The 17086-nt window shown below is 43.2% G+C and carries 13 protein-coding genes and 2 pseudogenes; 11 read left to right on the top strand and 4 right to left on the bottom strand.

What is annotated here, in order from left to right:
* The first annotated feature begins 14 nt into the window (after positions 1-14).
* Positions 15-1379: pseudogene (locus KJB05_RS23910) on the top strand (GGDEF domain-containing protein).
* A gap of 208 nt (positions 1380-1587) precedes the next feature.
* Positions 1588-2475: a LysR family transcriptional regulator gene (locus tag KJB05_RS23905; RefSeq protein ID WP_061009584.1), complete on the top strand. Its 888-nt coding sequence runs from the start codon at positions 1588-1590 to the stop codon at positions 2473-2475.
* Positions 2476-2494: 19 nt separating this feature from the next.
* Here KJB05_RS23905 and KJB05_RS23900 read toward each other — a convergent pair whose 3' ends face one another.
* Positions 2495-3103, bottom strand: coding sequence for a response regulator transcription factor (locus KJB05_RS23900; RefSeq protein WP_009705265.1), 609 nt, complete (start codon positions 3101-3103; stop codon positions 2495-2497).
* Positions 3104-3719: 616 nt separating this feature from the next.
* Here KJB05_RS23900 and KJB05_RS23895 point away from each other — a divergent pair.
* Complete coding sequence (locus tag KJB05_RS23895) at positions 3720-4334, top strand: hypothetical protein (protein WP_244142926.1); 615 nt, start codon at positions 3720-3722, stop codon at positions 4332-4334.
* Positions 4335-4364: 30 nt separating this feature from the next.
* Positions 4365-5285, top strand: coding sequence for an IS5 family transposase (locus KJB05_RS23890; protein ID WP_213053073.1), 921 nt, complete (start codon positions 4365-4367; stop codon positions 5283-5285).
* 386 nt (positions 5286-5671) lie between these two features.
* Here KJB05_RS23890 and KJB05_RS23885 read toward each other — a convergent pair.
* Positions 5672-6478 (bottom strand): annotated as a pseudogene (locus KJB05_RS23885) (ABC transporter transmembrane domain-containing protein); the annotation flags it as partial.
* Positions 6479-6775: 297 nt separating this feature from the next.
* Between KJB05_RS23885 and KJB05_RS23880 the strand changes: the two are divergent.
* Complete coding sequence (locus KJB05_RS23880) at positions 6776-7189, top strand: PaaI family thioesterase (protein WP_208445987.1); 414 nt, start codon at positions 6776-6778, stop codon at positions 7187-7189.
* A gap of 152 nt (positions 7190-7341) precedes the next feature.
* Here the strand turns inward: KJB05_RS23880 and KJB05_RS23875 are convergent, their stop codons facing one another.
* A complete protein-coding gene (locus KJB05_RS23875) occupies positions 7342-7977 on the bottom strand; it encodes a hypothetical protein (RefSeq protein ID WP_208445988.1) in 636 nt (211 codons plus the stop codon).
* A gap of 373 nt (positions 7978-8350) precedes the next feature.
* Between KJB05_RS23875 and KJB05_RS23870 the strand changes: the two genes are divergently transcribed.
* From KJB05_RS23870 to KJB05_RS23850, 5 genes are all read left to right on the top strand, one after another.
* On the top strand, positions 8351-8611 hold the full coding sequence (locus tag KJB05_RS23870) for a DUF5062 family protein (RefSeq protein ID WP_005376453.1): 261 nt from the start codon (positions 8351-8353) through the stop codon (positions 8609-8611).
* A 224-nt stretch (positions 8612-8835) separates the two neighbouring features.
* Entirely contained in the window at positions 8836-9330 is a 495-nt protein-coding gene (locus KJB05_RS23865) for a YcxB family protein (protein WP_208445989.1), read from the top strand.
* Between the two features lie 345 nt (positions 9331-9675).
* Positions 9676-10566, top strand: coding sequence for an AraC family transcriptional regulator (locus KJB05_RS23860; protein ID WP_208445990.1), 891 nt, complete (start codon positions 9676-9678; stop codon positions 10564-10566).
* A 136-nt stretch (positions 10567-10702) separates the two neighbouring features.
* Positions 10703-11401, top strand: a complete 699-nt coding sequence (locus KJB05_RS23855) for a fibrobacter succinogenes major paralogous domain-containing protein (RefSeq protein WP_244868325.1) — start codon at positions 10703-10705, stop codon at positions 11399-11401.
* Positions 11402-11489: 88 nt separating this feature from the next.
* Positions 11490-12419 (top strand): SDR family NAD(P)-dependent oxidoreductase, encoded by a 930-nt coding sequence (locus KJB05_RS23850; RefSeq protein ID WP_208445992.1) that lies wholly within the window; start codon positions 11490-11492, stop codon positions 12417-12419.
* Between the two features lie 227 nt (positions 12420-12646).
* Here the strand turns inward: KJB05_RS23850 and KJB05_RS23845 are convergent, their stop codons facing one another.
* Positions 12647-12892 (bottom strand): hypothetical protein, encoded by a 246-nt coding sequence (locus KJB05_RS23845; RefSeq protein WP_208445993.1) that lies wholly within the window; start codon positions 12890-12892, stop codon positions 12647-12649.
* Positions 12893-13480: 588 nt separating this feature from the next.
* Between KJB05_RS23845 and KJB05_RS23840 the strand changes: the two genes are divergently transcribed.
* Entirely contained in the window at positions 13481-17047 is a 3567-nt protein-coding gene (locus KJB05_RS23840; protein ID WP_208445994.1) for a hypothetical protein, read from the top strand.
* Positions 17048-17086: the final 39 nt, after the last annotated feature.

The following is a 17086-nucleotide window of genomic DNA, read 5'->3' as shown; positions in this document are numbered from 1 at the left end:
CGAAGAGGTTCAGGATGAAGCTAAAAAACTTATACCTGTCGTTGTTCGTGTCTTCACTTCTGTTCATGACATCGATAACGCTGATAGGGGCGCTGGTGATCTCCTATGAAGTAAAGCAGTTCGGCTTGTATACGGAAAGCGTGACTAGATGAAGCAGAAAGTGATCATGCTTGGTTTACTGACAGAAGAAAAGCTTGATGCGTACGCGAATAAAAGCGCGCAAGACGTTATTGATAGCACGGAATACAACTTTCCAGACTCCGTATATCCATTAGGCGAAGATAAAGAGTTAGATTTTGTAGAGGCTATCGCACGTAAAGCGATGCATGAAGCTGAGCGGTTTATTTCAAGTATCTATGACCGTGAAGGTATTCTGCTTTATTTCCGTTCTTACACGGGGGAATAAGCTGATTTTCGACCACCCTGTGGAGGGTTTGGATCGTGAAGAACGTGTCGAATTCAATGAAGAGTGGTGTAAAAAGAACTACTCCTGTTTGTTGTCGGCTTGGAATGATCAGTTAACGGACCGAATTCTAATATCTAACCCGTTCAAAACGCCTTATTCGGGAGCGATGGCATTCACCATCATGAGTCCTGTGTATCTGAACGGGAAATTGGTTGGTGAATTCGGAGAGCAAGTGTATCTGAATTCACTGTATCAGGAAGGGAAGGCGATTGATGTCAACATCAATAATGGTTACAAGCATATATTGCTGTTCTTTCCTGGTTATCCTTGGCCACACTTTGCGTATAGTCAAACTTACATGGCAGACAACAATAACCTAATTGTTTACGACTACCCATTGAGTAAAGTCGTTATTGATTATTCGTTTTTATTTTTGATCTACTTCACAGTCGCCTTTGCCTACTTTTCCAAGGTACAAGAAACAAGAGAGAAACGAGTCGAATTGGCCAATGCCATCTCAAACGCAACCAAAGATGAACTGACGGGACTCTTCAATCGGAAAGTATTTCGAGAAGAGCTATTTAAGCGCAAGTTAAGAACCGCACCATATTCTGTTATTGCCATTGACGGTGACAGAATCAAACGAATTAACGACAAGTTTGGGCATCACGTGGGTGATGAGGTTATCGTGATTATCGCAGAGGCAATGCGCAAAGTATTCAGGACCACAGACTACTTGGTTAGAACCGGGGGAGATGAATTTGTGGCTATCTTACCGGGTTGCAGCGCTAGCAAAGCATCTATGTTAGAGAAGAAGTTACAAGATGTAGTTAAGGACAACCCATTAAAGAAAATGGAGGTAGATATCAGAGTAAGTACTGGATTAGCGGTAAGTAGCGAGCATGAATCTTTGCAAGATGTCATCATGCGTGCAGATGAAGATCTATACGAATGTAAGCGAAAGCGATGCTAAATTGAGACAGTGTCTTATGTCTGCAAATCGCAGTAAATGACTTAAATGTCAGTAAGTGGCGATATAAGAGTTTGATAAACTTGACCAAAACGTGACTTTGGTCTTCTATAGTAAAGCAGCCTATGCAAAGGCTGCTTTCTTTGTATTTGGCTGAAGGTAATTATAAAAATCACAATTTTAATCTTTGATTCTATTTGGTAACCGCGCTGTGAATAAAGATCTAGACCTAAACCTCCTCAAAATACTGGTGCTGCTAGAGCGACATCGCCAACTTAAGCCTGTTGCGAAAGCACTAGGGAAAAGCGAAGCATCAATCAGTAAATACCTGACTCGTTTACGAACACAACTGGAAGATGAGCTTTTCATTCGGCACGCTCATCACTTTGAACCCACCGACTACTTAAAACGAAAACTGCCAGAAATCACAAGTGCGCTCGATCAGCTTGAGTCTTGTTTGGTACGACGTGAATTTGATCCTTTGTCTTACGATAAAAGCATTACTATCTGTTTGCCACAATCTGCACAGCAATCGTTTGGTCACTTGCTTTTAGGTGACCTGATGGATTTGTTTCCCAATGCTTACGTGAATGTTGCAAGCAGTACAGACAACACCATCGCCGATATTCTGGAAGATAAAGTCGATATGCAATTGCATTACTTTAATGAAGAATATCCTAAAACGATCCATCAACAGTTTATTGGCTACGCGCCTGCTGTTGTTGTGGTTCCAGAAGAGCTGGGTATTCACGATATAGAGAAAGCGTGTGAGCTTAAATTTATCCTACTGGAATTAGCGGGTTGGAAGGATAGGGAGCAAGTGACGAAGCGAGCGCTTGAGCAGAGCGGATTAAATATTGACCGAGTCGCGACTATCGGAAACATCACCAGCTTATTAAAGGTAATCAGAAAAAGGGCAGCAGCGACAATTTTGCTTGAGTATCAAAAACCGATAGATGGTTTTAATTTTATTCCAGTACCGGAAACCTTCTACCCAGAGGGGCGTCCGAAAGTTGTGGTGCAGATGAAACAAACTCATCGCTACAACTCGATGCACCAGTTATTAACTGATGCCATCGCGAGATACGTAATTACCTAAACTGAGTGTCTGAACAAAACTAACAGCAAAGACTGCCACATTCTTCTTGAGGAAGAGTATTAAGAAGCTCTACGACAGACTCGGCATGATATTTCTTCAAGATGCGAGTTTTGTAGGTGCTGATGGTTTTAGCACTCAGTGACAGTTGTTCAGAGATCTTCTTATTTGAGTAACCTTGTGCAAGGTAGTGAAATACCATCGCTTCTCGGTTAGATAAAGTGACGTTACCCGATGATTGGTTATGCGTCGCTTTAAACATCGAATATCCACGCGTTACGCTCACGATCGCATCCATAATGGTGGCTTTCGCTTCATTCTTATTTAAAAAGCCGTGTGCGCCCATTTCAAATGCGGCTTTAGACAAACTTGAATAATCACGAGAAGAAATAAACAAGATTTTGCCTTGATAGCCTGTCGCTAATATGTTCTTAGCCAAGCGCATGCCGTCTCGATCACCTAGTACGACGTCTAAAATAACCAAATCTACAGGTTGGTTACGAATAATTTCCATAACTTCAGCGCTGTCTGTTGACTCCACGACGTTAACAGATTGGAAAGCGGTTTGAACAAGAGAAGCGAGCGCTTCGCTATATAACGGTTGGTCGTCGATAATAAGAACGTTATTCATATTTGTGCCTCACCTTATATTTCAATTTACTTGCCGCTTCCTTTCAGCACTTATTTAACGAGGTAGGATTGTAGGAAAAATCTGTGAGGAGTGGGTGAAAATGACAATTTCATTATTTGAAAGGGTGTGTCTCGTATGTGAGAAAGTGTCACGCTAAAAATAATAGAATCAATTAGATAGCGCGTGAGAGAATGACGGTCTTACATTGACGTATCAATCTTTGTTTCTCGTCGGAAAAAGCTGATATTCTGATATAAATTCAATAATAACAGATAGATAGGGTGTTTCGCTTTGATTGGCCAGTTTGCACCTAAATCCATGGGTTTTTAGTATTTCATTCTTGCTGTTCTCACGGAGTTAGGCGGAATGCTAAACAAGATTAAAAAAATAAAACATAAGTTTTACCTGATTTTAAGTGCCGTTATTTTGGTGCTATTTGCAATCACCGCGGTTGGTATTGTTACCACCAAACACATCAACAATAATTTTATTCATTTTCAAACCATCAATACCACTGCGTTTGAAGCAACCGAAATCGAAACAAACCTTTTAACCGCTCGAACCAATGCACTGACATATCGGACGAATCGCGATCCTCAATTTTTTTTCTCGATCTATGGATGCGTTAAAATTAGCCCTTACCGAAGCACAAAAACAGGCTGAAAATGCCTTCGATCCAGAGCGTAAAACTCGATTTGAAAAAGTGACTGCTGAATTGGTTCGCTACATGGATAATCTAAATGACGTTTCTCGCTTAATGAAAGAGCGAGATCTAAAGGTTGCCGAACTTGTCTCTTTTCAAAAGCAAGTGGAATCAAAGTTAGAAAAACGCCTTTCTGAAGCGACCGATGTAACGCAATATCGCGCGGAACTTGCTGACGCCACCTTGGTGTTTAAAGCGCTAACACAAGAAGGGACAGAATACTTATTGACCAATAATGAGCGAGACTATCAGCAGTTTGAATCAAAGCTCGACGAGTGGAAATTGTATTTGACGCAACTTGGTTATGTTAATCAAGAGCAGTTAAATGCATTAACCGACAGCTTTGCAAATTCCTTGTCTCAGGTGGCTGTGTTAATTCGAGAAAGAAATGCTCGATGGGACGTGTTAAAAGAGATTGGTTTTGATATTTCAGAACAGATCAACGGTATTAAAACAGACGCCGTCAATGACCAGAACGTGGCTTTGTTGCTTAAATCGATGGAACTAAATCTAGAAGCTACGATCTGATCGGCTACACCCATCAATCGTCGTAGCCTCATGCCTAAACCTCGTTACAAAACAACTAACTGGAAGCAGTACAACAAAGCCTTAATCAACCGTGGTTCTCTGACCTTTTGGATTGATGAGGAAACGATAGCTGAGTGGAAACAAAACAAACAAGGCAAGCGTGGTAGACCTCGCCGGTTCAGCGACTTAGCCATTACTACTGCACTGATGGTGAAACGCATTTTCTCTATGCCATTGAGAGCGCTACAAGGTTTTCTAGACTCTGTATTTAAGCTAGCTAATATCCCGCTAGTTTGTCCACACTACACCTGTATAAGCCGTCGAGCCAAGGAAGTTGAGATTTCATTTAAAACTAAAACCAGAGGTGCGATACAACACCTGGCAATTGATGCCACTGGCCTCAAAGTTTATGGCGAAGGTGAATGGAAGGCTAAGAAGCATGGTACTGATGGGAAGCGCAGAGTATGGCGTAAGTTGCATATCGCAGTAGATACGAGCACCCACGAGATAATCGCAGCAGAGCTGAGTTTATCGAACGTAACCGATGCCGAAGTGCTCCCCAACTTACTCAAGCAGACACGTCGTAAAATCATCGAGATATCAGGTGATGGTGCTTATGACACAAGGAGTTGTCACGATGCTATACGAATCAAGGGAGCAGTTCCGCTCATTCCGCCACGAGAAGGGGCAGCCTTCTGGGAGCAAGGACACCCTCGAAATTTAGCAGTAGGTTGCCAGAAGCTCTACGGTTCCAACGAGAAGTGGAAAAAGCGGTATGGCTATCATAAGCGCTCACTATCAGAGACAACAATGCATCGGGTGAAACAGTTGTTAGGTGGAAAATTAAGCTTAAGAAACTACAACGCTCAGGTTGGCGAAACTTATGCCATGATCAAAGCGCTGAACAAGCTAACAGGGCTTGGTATGCCTGAAACTCAGTATGTTGTTTAAGAAGCGTTCAACATGGGACTGCCATGTCTTCTCACCGAATTAAGCAACAAAGCCAACCTTTAGCTAGACGTCAACTACGCCTTGGTTTTGACGGGCTATCTCTTTACAATGAAATAAGACAGTTAGCAGCTAACATCAACAGCGCAAAAAAACATGTAAGCTTGGCACTGTATTTACTATGGTGATGGCGCAAGCTTGTTACTATCGAAGTGTTGTATACTCATTGGATGAGCATAGCACTAGTGGTAAGGTAATACATTTGCGTATATCAGGGAATTTATGGGTAAATAATCTCAAAGAATGAGGTGTTTTTTATTACTCTGGCTACAAGTCAAATGGAAGGGGATATGTAATAAAAATGAATGAACTACTTTGTGGCGGTATGCACCAACCCAAAGCATGCCAGCAATGGCGCTGAATACAATGACGATAACACCAGAAATCAGAATCGCGCGCTGTTTTACTCGCTGTCTACCCACCTCGTAAGCTTTTTCTACTTCGACAGCAAACGCCGCGCGTTCATGTTGCTCTGAGCTAAAGCTTTGAACCGTTTTGATGTGCTCAATCGCTTCGCCTGCATAGCTGCCGACGTCGGCCATGGTGTCTTGGCTTTGGCGTGATAGGGCACGTACTCGTCTTCCATAAACCAAAATCGGAACCAGTACGAATGGCACAGAAGCCAGCACAATCAAAGTGAGCTTAAAGTTGGTTGCGAACAACATGATGATCGCACCAACACACATAAGCGCGCTACGCATCGCCATAGAAAATGATGACCCAATAATGCTTTGCAGCAACGTCGTGTCAGTGGTGAGCCGAGACATAATATCGCCGCTACTATTGGTCTCAAAATAACTAGGATGCAGCGTAATCACATGGTTAAACACTGCAAGACGAATGTCCGCGCTGACGCGTTCGCCCACAGAAGAAACCAGATAGAAACGGAAAAACGTCCCCACCGCGATACACAGCGTCACACCGACGATAAATTGAATCGCATTGGTGAGTTCTTGCAGCGATTGCTGAGCAAAGCCTTGGTCTATAAGAATGCGCACGCCGTAGCCGACAGATAGCGTTAGGCTGGCTGTGGCGATAAGGGCAACTAAGGCAGCAGCAACACGCCATTTATAAGGTGAAACGAAGGTGTTGAGCTTAAGAAGAATGCCGAGATTTTTATTATTTTTACTGCTCATGAGTGGCTCACAAAGCGTTATAGGTACTTGGCATAGTAAGCGACTTTGGTACGTGAAACCAGTGGTGAGTCAGTTTCGATAAGAGAGTGATTCTTTGGCGAAGGCATCCAGCTCGATGGAACCTAATTTCTCACTTTTTGTTATTGGCATATGCTAATTACAGGGCATAAAGTGAATGCCTCAAATAGATAAAGAAATTCACCATGTCAGTCGCTCGCCAAGTCTAACGCTTCTTTTCTTTGTTCTCTTTACTCATTCTGTTTTGTTCCACAGACAATCTCAAACTCAGAGGTCTTTATGTCTATTCGCGCTCCTAGAAACCACCAACATTGCGCAGTCTGCTGCCAGCCGTTTTTCAACGCGCACGATACGATTCAATTTATTGCAATGCCGAGTGGTGGCGTGCAGGGACAAATCGTGCCGACAGAAAAGGTTCAAGGCTATCAAGGCGTAATGCAAGGCGGTGCCATCAGTGCGCTGCACGATACTGCCATGACACACTGCCTTTTCGCCCAAGATATCTGCGCAATGACGGCTAAGCTAGAGGTGCGCTTTATCAAACCTATCCCTCTCAATCGTTCTATCCGAGTGGAAGCGCATTGCATCAAGAGTAAGCGAGGCATGTATTTGCTAGAAAGTGAAATCTACGTTGGTGAGCAGTGTTACTCAAAGGCTGAAGCCAAGTTTATGCAGCAGGCTGCTGATGTCTAATATTGATAACTTTTTGAGTACAGCAATAAGTCACGAGAAGAGTTTGAAAGGAAAGGTTGTTACGGAAGAGATAGGGAAGTGAGTCAACCTATTTGGCCAACTCACATTCTTTGCTTTTTGGAGTAGTGAGTAAAGAACCTAGATGGGGAAGGCTAATCCACGTAAGCCACCGTACTTGGTTGTCGATAAATGCACTCAACCTTAATTACATTGTTACTACTATCAATGTGTTGTGCATAGACAGTCCAAAGGCCATTACGACGCGCCCCCATCACGCTAACCCGCATATTTTGACCGTAAGTCGTGCCGGTTCCATTCCCTTTACCCATCGACACCTCAAAGGTTTTTTGCATTTCCTGCTGAACGCTTACGCCGTCCATATTGCCCTGTGGTTGAACGTGTAAAAACTCGAGTCCTCCGTCTTTGGAATTACGAATAGCGAATGTACATCCCACTAACTGTGTCGTCACAAGGAAATCGGCCGCATCATAATGGGTGACTTTTGAAATGGATTCGGGTTTGAGTTGTTGATACTTCGAGACAGGGATATGAATGCATTGAAGTGATTTTGAATTTTTGGCTAACGATTTAGGGCCAAGGCGTAATTTCGTCTCTGTCATTGGTACCCCGTGATTAAGCCCGAGTGCCGTTTCGCCGAGAGAGTACAAATAGTATCTAACGACCCCTTTTTGTTGACCTGCACTGAATATCGATAGTGGGAAGAGGTTGAGAAACTCTTCTAAGTCTCGGTCTAAAATTTGAACAGCCTGTTCTAACGTTCGTGGCATAACACAGTCCTTTGTTATTTATAGAATGCGTGGAATCTTATTGATTATAGTTCACAGGCATAAGCATATATGAACATATCGAATCCAATGAAATTTCTTCTTCTTTCATCACGAGAACATGATATTGGTCGAAACTGAACGGTATATTTTTTATCCGTCGTTGATCTCGCATTAAGAGTTTCTAGAGGTGATGCTGTTAACGCTTTGTGGTTGGCTTCTATAAAGCAACGCGAGATAGAAGGTACGAAATTATGATTGATTTTTAAGCACTTACCGAGTTGTAAGGCATAAACTTATCAATATGCGAGCGTACTAACACGCCATACGTGACACTTCATGTATTCTTAATTGAAGCGAAGAAGAGGATTTATCAATGTCAAAAAGCTCCAAGCTTCACAATGAAGACAAACTGGTTAAGAAGGCACTAGAGATTGGTGGGAAGATGGCGAAGCTACAAGGTTTTGACCTTCCTCAGTCACCACAACCTCTAAGAGTAAAAGCGATTTACCTATTCTTGGTTGATGCCAAACAGATCACACCACTACCGGAAAGCAAGCTAGACGGCGCAAGCATCAAACACCGACTGGCAGTATGGATACACAGTGCATTGCCAGACAACGACCCTCTAAAGTAGAAAACCTCAATAAGTCACATAGGTCACTAATTAACAAGGCGAGCCAAATGGTTCGCCTTGTTTGATCTTGGCAAGTGCACCGAGGTCTTTTAGTGTGGCGGTATCATTGATTTACAAAACAGAATCAAAAGGACTAAAGATAAGTCCCGAGACGCGCTACAATGCACGCGTTGCGAGAGTGCAACCAAGATTACTCATTTACAGAAGCCTTGAAGTAACCATACATGTCTAAAGATTTCGAATTCACTACAGAATATATACTCGACAAACCTTTCTTTGCTGAGTGTTATGATCAAACAAGCCAGCCAACGAAGTTCCCACAGGCATATCTAAAAGGGATACTGTTTCTTGTCTTTGGTGTGGTTTTATTGGAGTTTGAACTGCTACCTAACGGTTATGTCGGTTGGTTCTTTATCGTATTGAGTGTGATTGAAGCGTGCAGCGTTTACTTCAAAAGAACTTGGTGGCTGTGGCGTCAAACCATCAGTTCAAGCCGTGGCAGCAAAGTGGTTTTTGATGTGAATGCAGAGGGCGTACGCTACAAAAGCGGTAAAGTTGACCGCAGCCTCGCTTGGAATGAAATCGATCAACTCGAACAAACTGATTTGGGCTTAATCCTTCACCTTGGTAAACAGCGCCAATACATCAGCAAATCTTGCCTAAACGAAGAAGTCATCGCGTTTATGGTAGCGCAGCACGCGGCATCAAAAACGAGCTAACAAATCCTTACTGACAAAAGAGGCGAGCCAAGTGGTTCGCCTTTTTTGATCTCTCGGGTTTGATGTTTGTGGGCTAACTCTAATTCAGACTCAGTGGCTGAATCATGACAATTTGTGAGCGCAGGGTTCTCTACAATCAGTTTTTTGCCAAGTCGTCGAATCGTCATCGTGTGAGTCTCTTCGATCTTGTGGAGCTCGCTGCTAATGGTGAACTGTATTTGCAAGCTGTTATTGGAGGGGCTATCGTTAGGTAGATTTGACTATATCTCTCGTGGGATTGTCTAAGTGGAATAAATGATCTCGAAAATGTGCCTATTTGTATCAACGTAAACATCGTAGCTAAAAATGAAACAGAGAATTAAACAAATAGTAGAGAGCCGTATCACCGAAGACGGCATCATCGAAACGGGAATCAAGGGTGTCAACCTGTTCCGAGTGACGCACTCGATTCCTTGTGCGCCAGCGGTATATGAACCGGCGGTGGTTGTAATATTGAGTGGCAAGAAAGAAGCGATTCTTGAGGGCGAACATTACATCTATGACAACAGTCAATACATGTGCTGCACGGTATCTCTGCCCGTTGAAGCGGGGACACCTGAAGCTTCTTCAGAAGATCCATTATTGGGAGTCTATATATCTCTAGATACCAAGGTGATGACAGAACTGGCTATTGAAATGGAAAGTACTGTTGGCGCAATAAAATTACCCAAAAGTAGTTCACAACCGCCTGGTATGTCATTAGCTAACTGGGATGACACCTTTTCTGATGCGCTGCTAAGGTTACTCCAACTTTGCGAGAACAGCGCAGATACCGCGATCTTGGGTGAAAGTCGCCTACGCGAATTCTACTACGCAGTCTTGAAAGGCGACGCAGGCATTTCTGCAAGAAGAGCGTTTGGTATTGGCAACGAAATCGCTAAGTCGATTGAGTATCTATCACTTAATCTTAGTAAGAACGTTACCATCGAAGAACTCGCTTCTGTCGTTAATATGAGTCGTGCAGTTTTCCATCGCAAATTCAAACAAGCAACGCGTATGTCCCCAATCCAATTTATGAAGTCGATGCGCCTAAACAAAGCCGCTATGAAGATAGCTTCAGGGATGAGCGTTAACGAGACGGCGATGGCGGTAGGGTATGCGAGCTCCTCTCAATTTAGCCGAGAGTTTAAGCGCATGTTTGGTCAATCGCCTAAACAATGGAGCCAGTCGAAGGACATTATGGAGAATATTACCTAGTTATCGAACCATACAACGAGATAGCTTAGAATCCATGCGTGATACAAATAGGCATTTTTTCAAGAGTATTTCGCCTAGTTTAGATACAAAGTGATAGATATAGTAATAACACTACGCCAATGAAAGGTTACTTGTCGTGAAAAATATCATTTTATCTACAGGAGTCAGTATGGTCCTTGCTGCTACAACCTCTGCGAATGGCATCAATAATGCGCTTTATCAATTAGAAGACACTGTGCAGGACGCAGAAGGTAACATCTATAGAACGGTGACCATCGGCGATCAGGTTTGGTTAGCCGAAGGATTAAGAAGTACTCGATTCCAAGATGGCTCTGCGGTGCGATCTGGCGTCATTCCAAACGATGACGAAGCTAACTTGTTAAAGTACGGTCGACTTTACAATTGGCATGACGTTGCTGATGAGAGAAACCTTTGCCCTGGAGGTTGGAGAGTCGCAACTGACGAAGATTGGAAGACGCTTGAGCGAAGCATCGGTATGTCTGAAGAGGAGCTTCACCAAGAGGGTTGGCGCGGTGGTGACCAAGATATTGGTTTGCAACTGAAAGAGGCGCAAACTGACGGACCATTTAAAAAAGTGGACCAATCATTGGTCAATAAACATAAGTTTTTCGCAAGGCCTGCTGGTGTGAAGTGGAACGGTTTTTATATCACTGAAGGTGCTTACACCGAGTTTTGGACTGCAGATAGCGCTTCTGACTCTAAAGGTATTATTCGCACATTGGCTTACTCGTGGTGGAACTCGCACAAAGGCGAAATTCGTCGTGCCACTAGCTCAAAAGAGTATATGTTCAGTGTTCGCTGCGTAAGAATTTAATGAACTAAAATTTGAGTCATTAATCTTTTTTAATATATCAACAGCTCTTTCACTTCTAATCTTCTATCCCCAACACTAGGTGTTCGATATGACTTATTCTTCAATTTTAATCACCGGCGCTAACTCTGGGCTTGGTTTCGAGGCTGCTAGACAGTTCGCCCAAAGAAAAGGTATTTCCAAAATTATTTTGGCATGTCGAAGTGAAACGCGAGCTGCAGAGGCGCTTCATCAATTAGAAGAACTAACAGGCAAGAAAATTTTCGAAACATTAATAGTAGATGTGAGTGACTTAGAATCATGTCGAAAAGCGGCTGAGAATCTTGACGCCAAAGTCGATGGCATTGTACTGAATGCTGGTGGTGCAGGCGGCTCTGAGCCCACAAAACTAACAAATGACGGAGTTATTTTTACCTTTGCAGTAAATGTGTTAGGAAACACCCATTTGGCTGAGCTTTTAATGGATAACGGCAAGTTAAACACAGGAGGCTCGGTCATGTATGTCGCCAGCTTTGCGGCCAGAGGTGCTCCTGAGATTGGCGCAGCGAAACCTCCAATTACAGAAGGATCTATAAAAGAGTGGATGTCGGTCGTAAATGGAGAAAAATTTGCCAATAACAAGGCTTATACCGACCACTATGGTTCCGTAAAACTTATGGGTGCCCTATGGACCATGAGTATGGCACGCAAACATAAGAACTTTAGGTTCGTTACTATTGATCCAGGAATGGCTGCGGGTACGTCTGGAGCTGATGCTTTTCCTTGGTATCAAAAGTGGGCGACCAATGCCACAATGCGGCTAATGCAACTCCTTGGTAGAGCCCATTCTGTAGAAGTGGGGGCTAAACGCTATGTCGATGTGATGTTAAATATAGAGGCTTTTGAATCTGGTATCTGGTGGGGCAGTGAAAAAGGACTAACAGGCAAATTGGCAAATCAAGTGACATATTGGCCAGAGATAATTGGCAACGAGTCAGTCCAAGACAATGCTGATGTTGTCATTCATGAGTTTATAAAGTGAGAGTTGTTCTAGTTCCATCGCGTGAATTGTAATTGGAATATTGGTCGTTTAACTAGTGTTCTATACGCCCTCTAATTATCAAATCCGAAGCTTTACATTAGGGATTGGAGCGTGAACATGGATAGCCAGAAACGGAAGTAAAAAGCCAATTAGGCAACGATGTCAGTCCGTTAAACTAAGATTTTTCTTAAAATGAGTTTATGGACTAGCACCATTGGATACATGACTTAGCGCTGTCTGACGACCACGATATCGAGAGTGTTGATGTCTCTTACCTTGGCAGAGGTAAATATGCCGCTGAATTTGATGTACGTTGGCATGGTGATTTTAAGGATGGTTCGTTTACTGACCTGACCGTCGCCCAACGCTGGGTAATGTACGAATCGGAACAGTTCGATCACCCAGTGATTGAGAACTACGTCGCAGTGGTAAAGAGCAATAATCTGACTGGTAACTAAGGAAGATAGGAACAACCTATTCGTGATTAGCTTAGGTTTAACACCCTAATAAACGGCTCAGTCCAACTCAGTTACCTCATGCACTACTAAGAAGGCGAGCCACACGGTTCGCCTTTTTCGATCATGAAGCTCAGTGTTTAGTGGGTCACTCAAATTCAGCGCAAAAGCTGAACCACTACACTCGGTGTTTCTGATGAGTCATTCCAGCGAGCCTAGGCGAGACTAGGAATCTACCTACCGCGCGTTAGGTTCTAATAACAGAGCAAGTTTGGGGGGCGTTATTGAAATGACGTCAAGTAAGAATTCATAAATAAGATGAGCAGAGATATCTATACAAATAGTCGAGCATTTCTTTTGCGGCGAACGCCTTTTAGTACATTGGTACACATGCATCTAAGCAATGATCTTCTACTAGTAATAAGTTTTCTTATAATTCACAAGCTTATTGATAACAATCAAGTCATATAAAGTTGGCCTAGTAGATATTGGTTGTTGTGGCATCTTGAATCAATCGTAGAGAACAACTTTTGACTTATTTTTTATGTTGCCGGTAATGTGTATTACAGAATTAAACGAACATTAGTTCATAGGAAATAGATAACAATGTCACAGGATGGAAAACAGCTTAGTAACGCTTTTTCGACTGGTAGCGGCGGTTCAAGGTTCGAGGCTAACATTCAGGCTACATTTGTCACCTTGATGCTTAGTGGTGGCTATGCACCTTGTTTACCTGCGTGGCCAATTGTAGAGATTAAATTACAAGGAGCAATTTCAGGCTACGGAACGGATGACCTGATTGTTTTTGTGGAAAACCCTGCAAATAACGAAAGGCGTCGATTGCTCGGGCAAGTTAAAAATTCTATCGCGATCACCGCAAAAAGCTCACTTTTTGCGGAAGTTATTCAGGCTGCATGGAATGACTTCAACAATACTGAACTCTTTACTAAAGGAAAAGATATCATCGCGTTAATCACTGGGCCGATTAATGCAACGGATACTGATGGAGTAAATGGTCTCTTGGAGCAGGCTCGTCACACTCGTGATGTTGACGAATTTCTTACTCAGGTAGCTCGTGCTAACTTCTGTTCGGATACAGTTAGAGCTAAGCTTGAAGCTTTTAAAGTACAGTTAAAAACCGCCAATGGTGGTTATGATGTTAACAACATCGACTTGTACGAGTTTTTGAAGCATTTCCATTTGCTTGGCTATGATCTGGCCAAAAAGGGAAGTGTTGTTTCATCCTTATTACATTCGCACATTTCCCAGTTTAATAAGGACATCCCAGATAAAATCTGGTACCAGATTTTAAGCGAAGTTCAAGATTTCAATCAGTATGCTGGAACCATCACAACTGAAACTTTATCTGAAGATTTAGTCAGTCATTTTAGAGATCCTGAGATTAACTATATTCCGAAGGGCTTTATCAAGGAAGATGCTATCGATGAAGTTGAAGTCGTTGATGAACTTATCGTTACAGATTGGAATCAACATTCTTCAGCCTCAAAGTTGGCTCTGGCAATGCTCATTGGTAGCTGGAACGAATCTAACGAAGCAGATCTTGAAGTGGTTAGTCAGGTGGTTGGTGAAAAGTATAGTGATTGGATAGTTGACTTGAGAGAAACGTTACAGGTTCACGATACTCCTTTGATATACAAGAATGGATTGTGGACATTCAAGGAGCGTTTGCAATCATGGCAAGTCTTAGGAGGTAGAATTTTTGATGACCACTTGGATACTTTGAAAAGTTCGGCATTAGAAGTCCTGTGTGTCAATGACCCGTCGTTTGAATTACCAAGTGATGAGCGATACGCAGCAGCAGTTTATGGCAAGGTGTTTCCACACTCCAACAATTTACGTGAGGGACTAACTGAAACGTTAGCACTAGTGGGGAGTCAGAACGCTCTACTAGAAAATTGCAGTTTTGGTAAGGCTGATGGCATCGCGGCGTTATCAATCCGCGAACTGTTTGAAAATAGTGATTGGCTGCGGTGGGGGAGCCTCCACAACTTGCTTCCAAATCTCTCTGAAGCTGACCCAGGCGAATTTATTTCAGCTGTAGAGAATGCTATGTCCATTTCCCCATCTCCATTAGATGCTCTATTTAAGCAAGAAGACGTTGGCGTATTTGGTAGAAATTATATCGCTGGTTTGTTGTGGGCGCTTGAAGGTATTGCCTGGGATGAAGTTCACCTTAGTCGAGTTGCAGTGGTTCTGGCGGAGATAGCGTCACATGATCCTGGGGGTAACTGGGCAAATAGACCGGGAAACTCGTTGACGGATATTTTCCTACCATGGATGCCTCATACGTTAGCTTCAGTTGAGAAGCGACAGGTCGCTTTGAGAACAATATGCTCCGAGCAACCTGAAGTCGCATGGAAGTTGTTAGAAAGTTTGTTGCCTAATCAATACTCCACAACATCAGGAACTCACAAACCTGTTTGGAAAAATATATTTCCTGAAGGTTGGGAGAAAGGGGTCACAAACGACGAATATTGGGAGCAAGTTCGATTCTGCGCTGAGCTAATAGTTGAGCAAGCAGAGTTCGATGTTGAGAAGCTCGCATCACTGATTGGAAACTATGATCGCTTACCATCACCAGCATCGGATACGTTGAGAGATAGGTTGTTGTCGGACTCTTGTTTGAACTTGCCCGAACAGGATCGGTTACCAATTTGGAGTAGACTGTGCAAACTTATTGCACGCCACCGCCGCTTCCCTGAAGCTGAATGGTCGATCGGGGAAGAGCGCCTTTTGCCATTGGATGAGATTGCTACTAAGTTAGCACCAAATGACCCAAGTTTGTTACATAGTATGCTGTTCTCAGAATCAGACACTCACCTGTATAAAGGTGATGGTAATTGGCGAGAAGAGCAGGAAAGACTATTCCTAATGCGTAGGGCTGCGGTTGAAGAAATCTTAGCTGAAGGTGGTATCAACAAGGTGCTAGAGTTTTCGTCAACGGTGAACAGCTCCCACCTAGTTGGGAGTGTGCTTGCAGATTTTGATAGCCTCGACTTTGATACAAAGCTGCTGCCTAGCTGGTTAGATATGAAAGAGCAAAAGAAATGGTCCATGGTTTCTTCATATGTTTGGCGTCGTAGGTTTAAGGATGGCTGGCAATGGTTTGATTGTATAGACATGACTGAATGGAGTCCTAAACAAATAGCCAACTTGCTCTGCGCATTGCCTTTTACTAAAGACGCATGGGAAAGAGCCACGCATTTGCTTGGTGAGAATGAGCATGAATACTGGAGAAATACAGAGGTTAATACATACGATACAGAAGATGACGCAGACTTTGCTCTATCAAAGCTTCTAAAATATGACCGCCCAAGCGCTGTAATTAATGGACTGTCGAGAAATGCACGTGATAACAAGGGGCTAAACACTGACATAGCGTGTGAGGCTCTACTGGCGCTCGTGCAGTCAGAGGACCAGGTAGGGAGAGTCGATAGTTATCACATCACACAAATTATTAAGTCGCTTCAACAGAATAGCAATACAGACGAAGATAAACTTTTTCAGGTTGAATGGGCATACGTTTCATTGTTGGGTCAGCATTCTGAAGGCTCTCCTGTTACCTTGGAAAGAAGGTTGGCGTCTACTCCGAGCTTTTTCTGCGAGTTGATTCAGCTCATATATCGAGCGAAGGGCGTTAAAGCTGATGCGGTTGAACCAACCGAACAGAGTCGGAAGATTGCCACTAACGCATATCGTTTGCTCTCTGCATGGCGAACTGTTCCAGGCACTAAACCAAACCGGGAATTTAACCCGGAAGAATTCACAGCATGGCTTGCGACAATGGAAGAGATTGTAAAAGCATCAGGACATTATGATGTCGCGTTGATTCAGCTTGGTGATGTACTTGTTCACTCTCCTGCCGGGGGCAATAATTTGTGGATACATCCAGTGATAGCAAATGCAATGAATAGCAGAGAGCGTTCTAGTCTAAGAGATGGATATCGTACTGGGGTTTTCAATTCACGAGGAGTTCACACAGTTGACCCCGAAGCTAAACCAGAGAGAGACCTAGCAGACAAATATCGAGAACGAGCAGATGAAGTTGAGAATGCTGGATACCAACGGTTAGCTTTGACATTAAGGGAGCTAGCTGACAGTTATGACCGAGATGCAGAGCGTATCCTGTCAAATGGTGGTGTTCCATATTGAAAAAGAAGTGCTAACACCCAGTACTAAGGCTGCTTTTGC

It is taken from the genome of Vibrio sp. B1ASS3, assembly GCF_905175355.1.
GTDB lineage: Bacteria > Pseudomonadota > Gammaproteobacteria > Enterobacterales > Vibrionaceae > Vibrio > Vibrio owensii.
Note: the sequence above shows the minus strand (reverse complement) of the source record. Positions and strands in the feature narration are given on the sequence as shown.